Here is a 15,849-nt window from a genome sequence, read left to right as displayed (position 1 = left end):
CATGACGACCGCCGTCACCACCGCCCCGTACCGCTTCTTCGACGTGCGGGTCGTGCGCACCGAGCGCGTCGGCACCTCCATGGTCCGCATCACCTTCGGCGCCCCCGGCCTGGTCGACCTCGCCAGCGGCGGCCGCGACCAGCGCTTCAAGCTGTTCCTGCCGCACCCGTACCAGGCCAGTCCGGTCGTGCCCACCGGCGACGACTGGTTCGCGCGGTGGCGGGCCATGGACCCGACCGTACGGGCCGTCATGCGCTCGTACACCGTGCGCGAGCAGCGCCACGACCCGGGAGAGTTCGATGTGGACTTCGCCCTGCACGGCGAGGCCGGCCCGGCCTCCCGCTGGGCGACCCGTGCCCTGTCCGGCGACCGGGTGACCGTCCTTGCCCCGGTCGTCGAGGACAACGGCGGCGTCGACTTCCGCCCGCCGGCCGGTACCGGCTGGGTGCTGCTGGCGGGCGACGAGACCGCGCTGCCGGCCGTCGCCGGCATCCTGTCCTGGCTGCCGGCCGGCACCCGGGCCCGGGTCTGGGTCGAGGTCGCGCACGCGGCGGACATCCGCGACCTGCCCACCGAGGCCGCCGACGTCATGGTCACCTGGCTGGTCCGGGAGGTCGCCGGATGCCCGTCGGTGCTCGACGCGGTACGCGCCGCCCACCTGCCCACCGGCACCCCGTACGCCTGGATCGCGGGGGAGGCCGGGACCGTACGGGCCCTGCGCCGCCACCTGGTCGGCGAGCGCGGGTTCGGCCGGGACCGGGTCACCTTCACCGGCTACTGGCGCCGGGGATCGTCCGAAGAGGACCTGCTGACCGAGGCCCTCACCGAGAGGACGCCCGGTGACCGGTAGCAGCCCGTACCTGCTCAACGACCGCAACGCCGCCCGCTACCGGCGCGACGTGCTCGCCGGCGTCGACCGGGTGGCGTCCCGCCTGTCCACACAGGACCGGCCGTTCACCGGGATCACCGCCGACCGGCTCGCCCCGGAGGTCGCCGCGATCGACCTGGAGCGCCCGCTGGGTGACCCGGCCGCCGCGCTCGACGAACTGGAGCGCGTCTACCTGCGCGACGCCGTCTACTTCCACCACCCCCGCTACCTCGCGCACCTCAACTGCCCGGTGGTGATCCCGGCCCTGCTCGGCGAGGCCGTCCTGTCGGCGGTCAACTCCTCGCTCGACACCTGGGACCAGAGCGCCGGCGGCACACTGATCGAACGCCGCCTGATCGACTGGACCGCGGAGCGGATCGGACTCGGCCCGGCCGCCGACGGCGTCTTCACCAGCGGCGGTACCCAGTCCAACCTCCAGGCCATGCTGCTGGCGCGGGACGAGACGTGCCGGCTGATGGAGAAGGACGGCCTGCCCCGGGCCGACATCCTGCCGCGACTGTGCGTCCTCGCCTCCGAGTGTGCGCACTTCAGCGTGGTGAAGGCGGCCGCGCTGCTGGGGCTCGGCGAGGACGCCGTGATCGCGGTGCCGTCCGACGCCGACCGGCGGATGCGGGACGACGCGCTCGCCCGGGAACTCGGCCGCTGCCGCCGGCGCGGCCTCGTACCGATGGCCGTCGTCGCGACCGCCGGTACCACCGACTTCGGCAGCATCGACCCGCTGCCTCAGATCGCCGAGGTGTGCCAGCGGACCGGGGTGTGGCTGCACGTCGACGCGGCGTACGGCTGCGGGCTGCTGGTCTCGCGGCGGCGGCACCTGCTGGCCGGGATCGAGCGGGCCGACTCGGTGACCGTCGACTACCACAAGTCCTTCTTCCAGCCGGTCAGTTCGAGCGCGGTGCTGGTACGCGACCGGGCGACGCTGAGGCACGTGACCTACCACGCCGACTACCTCAACCCGGCGCGCAGCACCGCCGAGCGCATCCCCAATCAGGTCGACAAGAGCATCCAGACCACGCGGCGGTTCGATGCGCTCAAGCTGTGGCTGACCCTGCGCATCATGGGCCCGGACGCCGTGGGGGAGTTGTTCGACGCCGTCGTCGACCGGGCGGAGGAGGCGTGGCACCTGCTCGACGCCGATCCCCGCTTCGAGGTGGTGAGCAGGCCGCAGCTCAGCACGCTGGTCTTCCGCTACGTGCCGGGCGAATCGGTGGCCCCGGGGCTGATCGACCGGGCCAACCTGCACGCCCGCGCCGCACTCTCCGCCTCCGGTGAGGCCGTCATCGCCGGCACGGTCGTCGACGGTCGTCACCACCTGAAGTTCACGCTGCTCAACCCCGACACCTCGGTATCCGACGTCGCCGACGTCCTCGACCTCGTCGCCGGGCACGCCCGTGACTACCTGGGAGGCAGCCTTGCCCAAGCCTCATGATTTCGTCGCCATCGGGCTCGGCCCGTTCAACCTGGGCCTCGCCTGCCTGACCGATCCGATCGACGAGCTCGACGGGGTGTTCCTGGAGAGCCGGCCGGCCTTCGACTGGCACCCCGGCATGCTCCTGGAGGGCGCCACGCTCCAGGTGCCGTTCCTGGCCGACCTGGTCAGCCTGGCCGACCCGACCTCGGAGTTCTCGTTCCTGAACTACCTCAAGGAGGCCGGCCGCCTCTACGGGTTCTACATCCGGGAGAGCTTCTTCCCGCTGCGCAGCGAGTACCGCGACTACTGCCACTGGGCGGCCTCGAAGCTACGCAACATCCACTTCGGACAAACCGTCACCACCGTCGAGTACGACGAGGCCGACCAGGCGTACGTGGTCCACACGGAGCGGGCCACCTACCGTGGCAGGCGCCTCGTGCTCGGGACCGGGACCCCGCCGTACCTGCCCGACGCCTGCCGTGACCTGGGCGACGACGCCGTCCACAGCTCCCGCTACCTCGACAGCAAGGCGGCGCTCCAGGCCAGGGAGAGCATCACGATCATCGGCAGTGGACAGAGCGCCGCCGAGATCTACCACGACCTGCTCTCCGAGATCGACCGTCACGGGTACGAGCTGATCTGGGCCACCCGGTCGCCGCGCTTCTTCCCGCTCGAGTACACCAAGCTGACGCTGGAGCTGACCTCCCCGGACTACATCGACTACTTCCACGCGCTGCCCGCCGCGACCCGCGACCGGCTCCTGGTCACCCAGCACGGCCTGTACAAGGGAATCAACGCCGACCTCGTCAGCGACATCTTCGACCTGCTGTACCAGAAGAGCCACGCCGGCCCGTGCCGCACCCGGCTGATGACGAACACGGCCCTCACCGGTGCCCGGCACGACGCCGCGAGCGGCACGTACACCCTCGACCTGCGCCAGACCGAGCAGGGGCGGGACTTCACGCTCCAGACCCAGGGCCTCGTCCTCGCCACCGGGTACCGGTACCAGGTCCCGGCGTTCCTCGCGCCGCTGACGGACCGCCTCGCCTGGGACGAGGCCGGCCGGCTCGCGGTCCGGCGCGACTACCGCGTCGACGCGGCCGGCCGGGCGATCTACGTGCAGAACGCGGAGCTGCACACCCACGGCTTCACCGCGCCCGACCTGGGCATGGCCGCGTACCGCAACTCCTGCATCATCCGCGACATGCTCGGCCGCGAGCACTACCCGATCGAGAAGTCCATCGCCTTCCAGGAGTTCGGGGCCCCCGTATGACCGTCTTCACCCACGCCCACCAGCGGCTCGGCGAGTTCACGCTCCGCGCCGTCGACCCGGTCGCCGACGCCGATCTGCTGCACCGCTGGGTCACCCACCCCAGGTCCGCGTACTGGCTGATGCAGCAGGCCACCCTCGCGGACGTGGTCCGCGAATACCAGACCGTCGCGGCGCGACCCGGCCACGACGCCCTGCTCGGGCTGCACGAGGGTCGTCCGGCGTTCCTCGTCGAGCGCTACGACCCGCACCACGAGCTCGGCGGCGTGTACCCGGTCCAGCCCGGCGACGTCGGCATGCACTTCCTGGTCGCGCCGACCGACACCCCCGTAGCCGGCTTCACCCGCGCCGTCATCGTCACCGTCATGGAGCTGCTCTTCGCCGACCCGCGGACCCGCCGCGTCGTGGTCGAGCCCGACGTGCGCAACACGGCCGTCCACGCGCTCAACGCGTACGTCGGTTTCCGCGTCGTGAACACGGTCCGTCTGCCGAACAAGACCGCCTACCTGAGCATCTGCACCCGCGAGCAGTACGAGGCCGCCCGAGGAGCGCACGCATGAAGCCCACCGACGCCGTGGCCCACCTCACCCCGCAGCACTGGGACCGCGCCAACCGGCTGCTGGTCCGCAAGGCGCTCGCCGAGTTCGCGCACGAGCGGCTGCTCACCCCGTCTCTGCTTGCGCCGGGTCGTTACACCGTCACCGGCGACGACGGCGCCGTGGAGTACCGGTTCCGGGCCCGGGTGCTGACGCTCGACCACTGGCAGATCGACGCCGACAGCATCAGCAGGTACCGGCTCACCGGTCCACAAGCGGGAGCGGAGCTTCCGCTCGACGCGCTCGAGCTGATCCTGGAGCTACGGGGGACGTTGGGCCTCGACGAGCGGATCCTGCCGGTGTACCTGGAGGAGATCAGCAGCACCCTGGCCAGCAGCGCCTTCAAGCTTGCCAAGCCTCCGGTGAGCGCCGCCGACCTCGCCCGGGCCGACTTCCAGGCGGTGGAGACCGGCATGACCGAGGGGCACCCCTGTTTTGTCGCCAACAACGGCCGGCTCGGCTTCGACGCCGCCGAGTACCGCTCGTACGCGCCCGAAGCCGCAAGCCCGGTACGCCTGATCTGGCTGGCCGCGCGCCGCGACCGGACCACGTTCACCAGCGGCTCCGGCCTCGACTACGAGGGCCTGGTCGAAGCCGAGCTAGGGCCGGCGACCCTGCGCCGGTTCGCCGGCACCATGGCGGCGCTCGGGCTCGACCTCGACGACTACCGCCTGATCCCGGTACACCCGTGGCAGTGGTGGAACAGGCTCGCGGTCACCTTCGCCGGCGACATCGCGCGACGCGCGATCGTGTGCCTGGGCGAGGGTGACGACGAGTACCTGGCGCAGCAGTCGATCCGGACGTTCTTCAACACCGCCCATCCGTCCGGGCACTACGTGAAGACCGCCCTGTCCGTGCTCAACATGGGGTTCCTGCGGGGCCTGTCCGCCGAGTACATGGCGGCCACCCCCGCCATCAACGACTGGCTCGCGAACCTGATCGCCGGTGACGAGGTGCTGAAGCGGACCGGTGTGAGCATCCTGCGCGAGCGGGCGGCCGTCGGCTACCACCACGATCAGTACGAGGCCGCCACGTCCAAGGGGTCGGCGTACCGCAAGATGCTCGCCGCGCTGTGGCGGGAGAGTCCGGTACCGCTGCTGGAGCCGGGGGAGCGACCGGTGACGATGGCCTCGCTGCTGCACGTCGACGCCGACGGGCGGTCGTTCGTCGGCGCGCTCGTCGCCGGCTCGGGCCTCGAACCCGGAGCCTGGCTGCGCCGGTACCTCGACGCCTACCTGACGCCGCTGCTGCACTGCTTCTACGCGTACGACCTCGTCTTCATGCCGCACGGGGAGAACGTCATCCTGGTGCTGGACGAGCGGGGCGTGCCGCGGCGGGTCTTCCTCAAGGACATCGCCGAGGAGATCGCCGTCATGAACCCCGACGCGGCCCTGCCCGCGGGTGTCGAGCGCATCCGCGCCGCCGTCCCGGACGACCTCAAGGTGCTGTCGATCTTCACGGACGTCTTCGACTGCTTCTTCCGGTTCCTCGCCGCGATCCTCGACGCGGACGGCGTCCTGGGCTCCGACACCTTCTGGCACACCGTCGCCGCCTGCGTCACCGACTACCAGGAGTCCACTCCGCAGCTGGCCGACCGGTTCGACCGGTCCAGCCTGTTCGCCGAGCGGTTCGCCCTGTCGTGTCTGAACCGGCTGCAACTGCGCAACAACCAGCAGATGGTCGACCTGGCCGACCCCGCCGGGGCGCTCCAACTGGTCGGCACGCTCGCCAACCCCATCGCCCGGTACGCCGGCGGGCGTCAGGACGAGCGCGGACAGAGATCCGGGGCATAAAATTTGCTACAAACGTCTTCCGCTACGCAATGAAAGTGTGGCAGATTTGGGGGCGTGAGCGAAGGTCCAGCTGAGGAACGCGGCGATGCTGCGCGAGACCACGTCCGGAGCGAGGGATGAGCATCGAGACGTTGCCGAGCTACCTCTGCGGTGCCTGGCGCGGCGGCGCCGGCGAGGGTACCCCGATCGCCGACGCGGTGACCGGCGCGACCGTCACCCGGGTCAGCAGTGAGGGGCTCGACCTCGCCGGGGCCGTGGCGTACGCGCGCGGCACCGGCCTGGCCGGGCTCGGTGAGCTGACCTTCCCGCAGCGGGCCGCCGCGTTGAAGGCGGTCGCCCAGGCGCTCCAGGAGCGCAAGCAGGAGCTGTACGACCTGTCGGCGCGGGCCGGTGCGACCCGGCGCGACGCCGCGGTCGACGTGGACGGCGGCATCGGTACCGCGCTGGTCTACGCCAGCCTCGGCCGCAAGGGTCTGCCCGACTCCACGCTGATCGTCGAGGACGACCCGGTACCGCTGGGCAAGGGCGGCACGTTCGCGGGCCGGCACATCCTCACCACCCCGCGCGGGATCGCCCTTCAGATCAACGCGTTCAACTTCCCGGTCTGGGGCATGCTGGAGAAGTTCGCCCCCGCGCTGCTCGCCGGGGTACCGACCATCGTCAAGCCCGCGACGCCGACCGCGTACATCGCGGCGCACGCGGTACGGATCATCGCGGAGTCGGGTGCCCTGCCGCCGGGGGCGATCCAGCTCGTCAGCGGCAGCATCCCCGGCGTGTTCGACCTGCTCGGCGGGCAGGACCACATCGGGTTCACCGGCTCGGCGGCCACCGCCGCCCGGCTGCGTTGCGACCCGGCGGTCACGCACCGCTCGGCGCGCTTCAACGCCGAGGCCGACTCGCTCAACTGCTCGATCCTCGGCCCGGACGCGGTACCGGGTCAGCCGGAGTTCGAGCTGTTCGCCGACGCCCTCGTCACCGAGATGACGGTCAAGGCCGGGCAGAAGTGCACCGCCATCCGCCGCGCGCTGGTAACGGCGAACCTGATCGACGCCGTGTCGCAGGCCGTTGAAGCCAGGCTCGCGAAGGTTGTCGTGGGCGCGCCCGGCGCACCGGGCGTGACCATGGGCGCGCTGGTCGGTCTCGCCCAGCGCGAAGACGTCCGGGCCGCGGCCGCGAGGCTCGCCTCGGCGGGTACCACCGTGTACGGCGACCCGAACTCCGTCGACGTGGTCGGTGCCGACGCCGAGCGCGGCGCGTTCCTGTCCCCGCTGCTGCTGCGGGTGGACGACCCGGCCCGGCCGGAGCCCCACGAGGTGGAGGCGTTCGGGCCGGTGAGCACGCTGCTGCCGTACCGCGGCGTCGGCGACCTCCTCGACACGGTCGCCCGCGGCGAGGGGTCCCTGGCGGGCTCCGTCGTCTCGTACGACGGCGACTTCGTCCGTGAGGTCGTCCTCGGGGCTGCCGCCCACCACGGCCGCATCCTCGTGCTCGACCGCGACAGCGCGGGGGAGTCCACCGGGCACGGCACCCCGATGCCCCAGCTCGTCCACGGCGGACCCGGCCGCGCCGGCGGCGGCGAGGAGGAGGGCGGCCTGCGCGCCGTCCACGCCCACCTCCAGCGCACCGCGATCCAGGGCGGGCCGGCGGTCCTCGAAGCGATTACGACGATCCACGAACAGCGAAACGTAGAAGGAGAGCAGCGATGAGCATCGACACCCGTACCGGCGCCGCCCCGGCGCCCACCGGGCCGCTCAGTCGGGTCGACTACACCGAGCGCATCCCGAACAACGTCGACCTCGCCAGCGACCGCCGCCTCCAGCGCGCGCTCGAAGGGTGGCAGCCGAAGTTCCTGGACTGGTGGAAGCAGCTCGGCCCGGCCCTGCCGACCAAGGATGTGTACCTGCGCACCGCCGTCGCCGTGGGGCGCGACGGCTGGGCGCACTTCGACCACGTTCCCATGGACGAGTACCGCTGGGGCATCTTCCTCGCCGAGCGGGACCCCGACCGGAAGATCAACTTTGGCAAGCACAAGGGCGAGCCGGCCTGGCAGGAGGTGCCGGGCGAGCACCGGGCCGACCTGATGCGGCTGATCGTGGTGCAGGGCGACACCGAGCCCGCCTCGGTCGAGCAGCAGCGCGTCCTCGGCAACACCGCGCCGAGCATCTACGACCTGCGCAACCTGTTCCAGGTCAATGTGGAGGAGGGTCGCCACCTGTGGGCGATGGTCTACCTCCTGCACGCCTACTTCGGCCGTGAGGGCCGCGAGGAGGCCGAGCAGCTGCTCAAGCGCAACTCCGGCGACCTCGACGCGCCCCGCATCCTCGGCGCGTTCAACGAGGAGACCACCGACTGGCTGCAGTTCTTCATGTTCACGTACTTCACCGACCGGGACGGCAAGTACCAGCTCGGCACGCTCAAGGAGTCGGCCTTCGACCCGCTGGCGCGCACCTGCGAGTTCATGCTCAAGGAGGAGGCCCACCACATGTTCGTGGGCACCACCGGCGTGCAGCGGGTGCTGGAGCGCACCGCCGAGCTGATGAAGGAGCACGGCACCGCGGACATCCTGCCGCACGGCGGCATCCCGCTCGACGTGATCCAGAAGTACCTCAACTTCCAGTTCTCCGTCTCGATGGACCTGTTCGGTTCCGAGCAGTCGACCAACGCCGGCAACTACTTCAGCTCCGGGCTCAAGGGCCGCTGGATGGAGACCCGGCGTAAGGATGACCACGTCCTGCTCGACGCGGTCCGCGAGATGGGCTACGTCGAGGACGGCGAGATCAGGACCAAGACGGTACCGATGCTGAGCGCGCTCAACCTCGACCTGCGCGACGAGTACGTGGCCGACTGCGCCAACGGCATCCGCCGCTGGAACCAGGCGCTCGAGGACGCCGGCCTCGACGAGCGGCTGTACCTGCCGCACGAGGGCTTCAACCGCAAGGTCGGCGTCTACGCCGGCCACCGGATCACCCCGCAGGGCGAGGTCATCGACGAGGCGACCTGGGAGGCCCGGGTCGACGAGTGGCTGCCCACGCCGCAGGACCGGCAGGACGTCGCGTCGCTGATGATCCCCGAGTACGAGTACGGCAAGTTCGCCGGCTGGATCGCCCCGCCGAACGCCGGCATCAACGACCAGCCGGTCGAGTTCGACTACGTGCACCTGGCCGACGAAGGCCTGATCTGACTCCGCTTTTCCATGATCACCGGGAGTCGTGGGCGTTATAGCGCACCCACGACTCCCGGTGATCATGCGGGATCGGGCGTCAGCTGCGGGCGGCCGCGCCGGAGTCCATGCGGTCCCACTCGTCCTGGGCGCGCCGGTGCCACCGGCTGTGCAGGTGGTGGAAGGCGGCTGCCGCCCGTGGGCCCGGCCAGTCGTGATCCAGCAGTTCGGCCGGGAGGTCGGGGTCGAGGAACGGGAAGCGCCGCCACTCCTGGATGAGCAGCACCTGGCTGACGAACGCCCCCCGGTCCGACGACACCGTCAGCCCCTCGAAGCGTTCGATGAAGCTCAGGTACCGCTGCTCCACGTCGTCGAGGTCCCACGCGGCCGTGATCAGCTTCGCGGTGTCCCCGATCTGCGCGGACGGGCCCGTCCAGGCGTACGCGCGGTCGGTGAGGTCCAGCTCGCGGATGATGTCGCGGACCGCGGCCTCCTTCGAGGCGTCGGGTACGACCCACAGGCTGGCGCCGGGGGAGCCCAGGCCGAGCCAGGTGAGCCGGGTGCGCAGCCGGTGGCGTAGCTGGCGCTGGGTCTCCGGTACGCCCACCGTGAGGACGAGCCAGCGGCCGTCCCACCCGTGCGGCTTGCGCATGAAGCCGTAGATGCGGTCGGTGCCCTCCCGCAGCAGCCGGTCCCCGGCCGGCGTCAGGCTCCAGCGGACCCGCCGGCCGTGCCGGGTCGAGGTGAGCAGGCCCTCGGCGGCGGTACGGGCCAGCGCCTGCCGCGCCGACTTCTCCTCCACGTCGAGGGCCCCGAGCGCGTCGATCAGCGTGCCCGTCCAGACCTCGCCGCCGCGCGGGAGGACGAACTCGCCGAGGACCGTCAGCAGGAGCGAGCGTGCGCTGGCCGCCGGCTTCTCGCGCTGGCGCTCCGCAGACTCGCCCAGCCTTGCCGGCGCGGCCACCTCGGCGGTCGCCGTGCGTTCGCGGGGGGCCACGGCTGTCTCCTGTCGTTCCACACGGTCGTGACGCGAATTCTGCCAGGTTGGAGCCTGGCTGGGGGTCACGGGTACGGTGCCAGCCACGCGCAGGTGGTAGGCGAGGAAATCATGCTACAAACTCTTGACGTGCCACTGAGGATACGTCGAATATTAGGGCGAGTCCTTCAACCGCACCCACGGAGTACGCCTTGACTGTCACCGAGAGTGTTGAGACTTCGCAGAGCACGGCGGGCACCGAGTCGGTTGCACCGGTGACGCCGCCCGTGGTCCGCTTCGCCACCTCACCCGACCGCTACCGCCACTGGGGCCTCGAGCTGGGCGGGGAGGTCGCCACCGTCACGCTCCGCGTCGACGAGCAGGGCGGGCTGGTGCCCGGCTACGAGCTGAAGATGAACTCCTACGACCTCGGGGTCGACATCGAGCTGTACGACCTCGTCCAGCGGCTGCGGTTCGAGCACCCCGAGGTCAAAGCGGTCGTGATGACCGGCGGCCTGGACCGGATGTTCTGCGCCGGCGCCAACATCAGGATGCTGGCGCAGTCCTCGCACGCGTGGAAGGTGAACTTCTGCAAGTTCACCAACGAGACCCGCAACGGCATCGAGGACGCCACCGAGAACTCCGGCCAGACCTGGATCGCCGCGCTCAACGGCACCGCCGCCGGCGGCGGGTACGAGCTCGCGCTCGCCTGCGACCAGATCGTCCTCGTCGACGACGGCTCCTCGGCGGTGTCCCTGCCCGAGGTGCCGCTGCTCGGAGTGCTCCCGGGTACGGGTGGCCTGACCCGCGTCGTGGACAAGCGCCACGTCCGCAAGGACCGCGCCGACCTGTTCGCCACCAAGGCCGAGGGCTACCGCGGCAGCACGGCCGTGGAGTGGGGCCTGGTGGACGCGACCGTGCCGCGCAACGGCTTCGACGCCGAGATCGCCCGGCGCGCCGGGCAGGCCGCGGCGTCGTCGAAACGCCCGTCCGGTGCCACCGGTGTGACGCTGACGGCGCTGGATCGGCGGGACTCCGGCGACACCATCACGTACCCGTACGTCACGGCCAGCATCGACCGGGCGGGCCGCCGCGTCGAGATCACAGTGGACGGTCCCGACCAGGCCCCGCCGGCCGACGCCGCGGCGGTGCTCGCCCAGGGCGTGGACTACTGGCCGCTCGCCGTGACCCGGGCGCTGGACGACCTGATCCTGCACCTGCGTACCAACGAGGTGGAGCTGGGAATCTGGGTGCTGCGCGCGGTCGGCGACGCCGAGCGGGTTATGGCCTACGACGCGCAGCTACGCGAGCTCGCGGACGACTGGTTCGTCAACGAGGTGCGGCACTACTACAAGCGCACGCTCAAGCGCCTCGACGTGACCAGCCGCAGCCTCCTCGCCGTCATCGAGCCCGGTACCGCGTTCGTGGGCCTGCTGCTCGAGCTGGCGCTCGCCGCCGACCGGCAGTACATGCTGGAGGGCGTCTACACCGAGCGCGACGCCGACGCCGACCCCGCCACCATCCGGCTGAGCGTGTGCAACGACGGCGACTTCCCGATGGGCAACGGCCTGTCCCGGCTGGAGTCCCGGTTCTGGGGCAACGACTCCGACCTCACCGCCGCCCGCGCCCGGATCGGCGAACCGCTCGACGCCGCCGCCGCGGTGGAGCTGGGTCTGGTCACCATGGCCCTGGACGACATCGACTTCGAAGACGAGCTGCGGATCGTGCTGGAGGAGCGGGCCTCGCTGTCGCCGGACGCGCTGACCGGCATGGAGGCCAACCACCGCTTCGTCGGCCCGGAAACCCTCGAAACGAAGGTCTTCGGGCGGCTCACCGCCTGGCAGAACTGGATCTTCATCCGTCCCAACGCGTCCGGGCCGGACGGGGCGCTGCGACGATATGGCAGCGGCCGGAAGGGCGACTACGACCTCAAGCGGGTCTGACATGGCATCAGGTGAGTTCAACGCCGGCGACTGGCTCGTCCACCGCCACGTCCGGGAGGGCCGCGGCGACCGGGTCGCGGTCCGCGGTGCCGCCACGCTCACGTACGCGGAGCTGGCGGGCGTCGTCGGTACTGTCACCGCCGCGCTGCGCGCCCTGGGTCTGCGGCGCGACGATCGCGTCGTGTTCGTCGCCAACGACGACGTGCCCCTGTTCGCCGGCGTCCTCGCGGCGTTCTGCGGCGGGTTCGTGGCGGTGCCCGTCTCCACCATGCTCGGGGACAAGGAGCTGGGCGAGATCATCGCCGACTCCGGCGCCGCCGTGGTGGTGGTGAGCGCCGAGTACGGACCGCAGGTCCAGCGGGCGGTCGCCGGCGCGCCCGAGCTGCGGCACCTGGTGTGCGACGGCGGCGCGGTGCTCGCGGCGCCCGACGGGGTCACCTCCTGGACCTGGGCCGAACTGATCGGGTTGGGGGAGCGTGCCGGCGCCGTGGCTGCCGAGCCCGCCGCCACGCCGGCGGACGCCTGGGCGCTGTGGCTCTACACCTCCGGTACCACCGGGTCGCCCAAGGGCGCGATGCACCGGCACGCCAACATCCGGCACGTCTGCGAGACCTACGGCCAGCAGGTGCTGGGCATCCGCTCCGACGACATCTGCTTCTCCATCGCCAAGCTGTTCTTCGCGTACGGCATCGGCAACTCGATGTTCTTCCCGCTCTCGGTGGGGGCCGCTACCGTACTCGAGCCGCGCCGCCCCACTCCCGCCGTGACGGCCGAGCGGGCGGCCGGCGACCGGCCGACCCTGTTCTTCGGGGTGCCCACCTTCTACGCGGCGCTGCTCGGCAGCGACCTTCCCGACGACACGTTCGCCTCGGTACGGCTGGGCACCTCGGCCGGGGAGGCGCTGCCGGCGCCGTTGCAGCAGAACTTCAGCCGGCGCTTCGGCTTCGAGATCATCGACGGCATCGGCTCCACCGAGGCGCTGCACATCTTCCTGTCCAATCGCCCGGGTTCGGTGCGCCCGGGCACCACCGGCCTTCCGGTGCCCGGCTACGACATCGAGCTGCGTGACGTCTCCGGGGCGTGCGTCTCCGACGGCGAGCCCGGCTCGCTGTACGTGCGGGGGCAGTCGATCGCCCTGGGGTACTGGCGCCGCACCGGCGCCAGCCGCACCGTGTTCGCGGGCGAGTGGCTCAACACCGGCGACACCTATGTGCGCTCGCCGGAGGGCTTCTATGTCTGCCTGGGCCGCAGCAACGACCTACTCAAGGCGGGCGGCATCTGGGTGTCGCCGTCCGAAGTGGAGAGCCGGCTGCTGGAGCATCCGGCGGTGGCGGAGGTGGCCGTCGTCGGCGTCACCGACGCGTACGGCCTCGACAAGCCGGTCGCCTGTGTGGTCCGGCGCGGCGAGGTCGCCGCCGAGGAGTTGATCCAGTGGTGCCGCGACGGGCTGGCCGCGTTCAAGCGCCCCCGCCAGGTCGTGTTCCTCGACGCGCTGCCCAAGACCGCCACCGGCAAGCTCCAGCGCTTCAAGGTCCGCGAGCTCGTGTCGGACCGGTCCGCCCTCATGGAAGGAGTGGGACCATGACGTCCCTGGAGGTCGACGTGTTGATCGTCGGAGCCGGGCCGGTCGGCCTCTTCGGCGCGTACTACGCCGGGGTGCGTGGCCTGAAGACCGCGGTGGTCGACTCACTGAGCCAGGTCGGCGGCCAGGTCAGCGCGATGTACCCGGAGAAGCAGATCTTCGACATCGCAGGTTTCCCCGCCGTCTCCGGCCGCCGGCTCATCACCAACCTGGTGGAGCAGGCCGCGCCGTACGACCCCGGGTACCTGCTGGGCCAGGAGGCGCAGCGGCTTGACCGCGTCCCCCGGGACGGACGGCCCGACCTGCTCATGGTCAAGACCAGCGCGGGTACCGAGATCAGCGCCGGGGCGGTCGTGGTGACCGGCGGCATCGGTACCTTCACGCCGCGCCCGCTGCCGGCCGGGGAGGAGTTCCTCGGCCGGGGCCTGGAGTACTTCGTACCCGACAGCGCGGACTACCTCGGAAAGGACGTCGTCGTGGTGGGCGGCGGCGACAGCGCGGTGGACTGGGCCCTCATGCTCCACCCCATCGCCGCGAGCGTCACGCTGGTGCACCGCCGCGCCGCGTTCCGCGCCCACCACGGCTCGGTCGCGCGGCTCAGGGCGTCGCCCGTGGAGATCGTCACCGACGCCCAGGTCACCGCTGCCCACGGCAACGGTCGCCTGGAGCGGGTCGAGATCAGCGGTGCCGACGGCACCCGTACGCTGCCGTGCCAGCGGCTGGTCGCGGCGCTCGGCTTCACCGCCAACCTCGGGCCGCTGCGGGAGTGGGGCCTCGACCTGCACGACAACCGCCACCTGGTGGTCGACTCCGCGATGCGTACCAACGTGCCCGGCATCTTCGCGGCCGGCGACATCGCCGACTACGGCGGCAAGGTCCGCCTGATCGCGGTCGGCTTCGGAGAGGTCGCCACCGCCGTCAACAACGCCGCGGTGCACCTCGACCCGCAGGCCCAGCTGTTTCCGGGGCACTCGACCGACAGTCCGGCGTCGGTCCCGGCCTAAGCCACCCGCATCAGGAGATCCACAATGCCGTACATCATCGCCGAGCCGTGCATCGACGTCATGGACAAGTCGTGCGTGGAGGAGTGCCCGGTCGACTGCATCTACGAGGGGGAGCGCAAGCTCTACGTCAACCCCAAGGAGTGCATCGACTGCGGCGCGTGCGAGCCCGTCTGCCCGGTCGAGGCGATCAGCCAGGACCGGCGGGTCGCCCCCGAGCACGTCGAGTTCGTCGAGGACAACCGCCGGTTCTTCATCGAGGTGCTGCCGGGGCGGGACGCGCCGATCGGTGCGCCCGGCGGCTCGCACAAGACGGGACGCATCGGCGTGGACACGCCGATGGTCGGGGAACGGTAGGGGTACGACATGCTCGACGGCATCCCGCTCATCGACGCGCACGTCCACGTACCGATGCTGGACACGCTGAAGCCGGCCTGGCTGCAGTGGGCCCGCGACTTCGGCGTGCCCGGCATCGTCTCCGACGCCTGGGACGGCGAGGGTAGACCACGCCCGGCCCGCCTGGACGAGCTCTTCGCCGCCCAGGGCGTCGACGTGGCGCTCCTGTTCTGCGAGTACAGCCCCAAGGCGACCGGCATGCAGCGGTTCGAGGACCTGCTGCCGATCGTCGAGTACAACCCGGCCAGGTTCCGCCCGGTCGCCAACGTCAACCCGCACCTGCACTTTCCCATCGCGGCCGAGCTGCGCCGGCAGCTCGACCTCGGGGCCGCCGCGCTGAAGCTGCACCCGGTGCACGGCGGGTTCCGCTGCGACGACGCCGCCCTGTACCCGGCGTACCAGGTGCTGGAGGAGCGGGGTGTCCCGCTCGTCGTGCACTGCGGTACCAGCTCGTTCCCCGGCGCGGCGAACGAGAACGCCGACCCGCAGTACCTCATCCCGGTGGTACGGGACTTCCCCGGGCTGAACGTCGTGCTCGCGCACGGAGGCCGGGGCTGGTGGTACGACGCCGCAGCCTTCCTCGCGCTGTCGAACGACACCGTCTGGATCGAGCTGTCCGGGCTGCCGCCCAAGCGGCTGCCCGAGTACTACGCCAGGTACGACCTCGGCCGGCTGGCCCGCAAGTGGATCTTCGGTACCGACTGGCCGGGTGTGCCCGGTACCGCCGCCAACGCCCGCGCCGTCGCCGGCCTGCTGACCGACGAGACCGCCGCGGCCGTCCTCGGCGGGAATGCGATGAAGGTGTACGCCGGCCTACCCACGGGAGAGTGAC

Annotated in this window: 13 protein-coding genes; 12 read left to right on the top strand and 1 reads right to left on the bottom strand. The window is 71.2% G+C overall.

The window, feature by feature from the left end; all coding sequences use genetic code 11:
• Position 1: 1 nt before the first annotated feature.
• From Pme01_RS17960 to boxB, 7 genes are all read left to right on the top strand, one after another.
• The gene (locus tag Pme01_RS17960) at positions 2 to 850 is read left to right on the top strand and encodes a siderophore-interacting protein (protein ID WP_168116908.1); all 849 of its coding nucleotides are present in this window, start codon (positions 2 to 4) and stop codon (positions 848 to 850) included.
• Complete coding sequence (locus tag Pme01_RS17955; protein ID WP_168116909.1) at positions 840 to 2,318, top strand: pyridoxal phosphate-dependent decarboxylase family protein; 1,479 nt, start codon at positions 840 to 842, stop codon at positions 2,316 to 2,318. The genes Pme01_RS17960 and Pme01_RS17955 overlap by 11 nt, the downstream gene beginning before the upstream one ends.
• Positions 2,302 to 3,573, top strand: a complete 1,272-nt coding sequence (locus Pme01_RS17950; protein ID WP_168116910.1) for a lysine N(6)-hydroxylase/L-ornithine N(5)-oxygenase family protein — start codon at positions 2,302 to 2,304, stop codon at positions 3,571 to 3,573. The genes Pme01_RS17955 and Pme01_RS17950 overlap by 17 nt, the downstream gene beginning before the upstream one ends.
• Positions 3,570 to 4,130, top strand: a complete 561-nt coding sequence (locus tag Pme01_RS17945; RefSeq protein ID WP_168116911.1) for a GNAT family N-acetyltransferase — start codon at positions 3,570 to 3,572, stop codon at positions 4,128 to 4,130. The genes Pme01_RS17950 and Pme01_RS17945 overlap by 4 nt, the downstream gene beginning before the upstream one ends.
• Positions 4,127 to 5,959, top strand: coding sequence for an IucA/IucC family protein (locus Pme01_RS17940; protein WP_168116912.1), 1,833 nt, complete (start codon positions 4,127 to 4,129; stop codon positions 5,957 to 5,959). The genes Pme01_RS17945 and Pme01_RS17940 overlap by 4 nt, the downstream gene beginning before the upstream one ends.
• 116 nt (positions 5,960 to 6,075) lie before the next feature.
• A complete protein-coding gene (paaZ, locus tag Pme01_RS17935; protein WP_203935718.1) occupies positions 6,076 to 7,665 on the top strand; it encodes a phenylacetic acid degradation bifunctional protein PaaZ in 1,590 nt (529 codons plus the stop codon).
• Complete coding sequence (gene boxB / locus Pme01_RS17930; protein ID WP_168116913.1) at positions 7,662 to 9,140, top strand: benzoyl-CoA 2,3-epoxidase subunit BoxB; 1,479 nt, start codon at positions 7,662 to 7,664, stop codon at positions 9,138 to 9,140. Before paaZ ends, boxB begins: the two co-directional genes overlap by 4 nt.
• Positions 9,141 to 9,219: 79 nt before the next feature.
• On the opposite strand, the gene Pme01_RS17925 is transcribed toward boxB, so the two are convergent.
• Positions 9,220 to 10,116, bottom strand: a complete 897-nt coding sequence (locus tag Pme01_RS17925; protein WP_239088301.1) for a PaaX family transcriptional regulator — start codon at positions 10,114 to 10,116, stop codon at positions 9,220 to 9,222.
• 254 nt (positions 10,117 to 10,370) lie between these two features.
• On the opposite strand from Pme01_RS17925, the gene boxC reads away from it, so the two are divergent.
• From boxC to Pme01_RS17900, 5 genes are read left to right on the top strand one after another with little or no spacing between them, the layout of a single operon-like run.
• A complete protein-coding gene (boxC, locus tag Pme01_RS17920) occupies positions 10,371 to 12,038 on the top strand; it encodes a 2,3-epoxybenzoyl-CoA dihydrolase (protein WP_203935717.1) in 1,668 nt (555 codons plus the stop codon).
• A 1-nt stretch (position 12,039) separates the two neighbouring features.
• Complete coding sequence (locus Pme01_RS17915) at positions 12,040 to 13,623, top strand: benzoate-CoA ligase family protein (protein ID WP_168116914.1); 1,584 nt, start codon at positions 12,040 to 12,042, stop codon at positions 13,621 to 13,623.
• Complete coding sequence (locus Pme01_RS17910) at positions 13,620 to 14,624, top strand: NAD(P)/FAD-dependent oxidoreductase (RefSeq protein WP_168116915.1); 1,005 nt, start codon at positions 13,620 to 13,622, stop codon at positions 14,622 to 14,624. The genes Pme01_RS17915 and Pme01_RS17910 overlap by 4 nt, the downstream gene beginning before the upstream one ends.
• Positions 14,625 to 14,648: 24 nt before the next feature.
• Entirely contained in the window at positions 14,649 to 14,978 is a 330-nt protein-coding gene (gene fdxA / locus Pme01_RS17905; protein WP_168116916.1) for a ferredoxin, read from the top strand.
• Between the two features lie 9 nt (positions 14,979 to 14,987).
• Positions 14,988 to 15,848: an amidohydrolase family protein gene (locus tag Pme01_RS17900; RefSeq protein WP_168116917.1), complete on the top strand. Its 861-nt coding sequence runs from the start codon at positions 14,988 to 14,990 to the stop codon at positions 15,846 to 15,848.
• Position 15,849 lies beyond the last annotated feature (1 nt).

Origin of the sequence: Planosporangium mesophilum, from assembly GCF_016863255.1 — a bacterium.
GTDB lineage: Bacteria > Actinomycetota > Actinomycetes > Mycobacteriales > Micromonosporaceae > Planosporangium > Planosporangium mesophilum.
The sequence above is the reverse complement of the archived record's forward strand: the minus strand, read 5'-3'. Positions and strand labels throughout refer to the sequence as shown.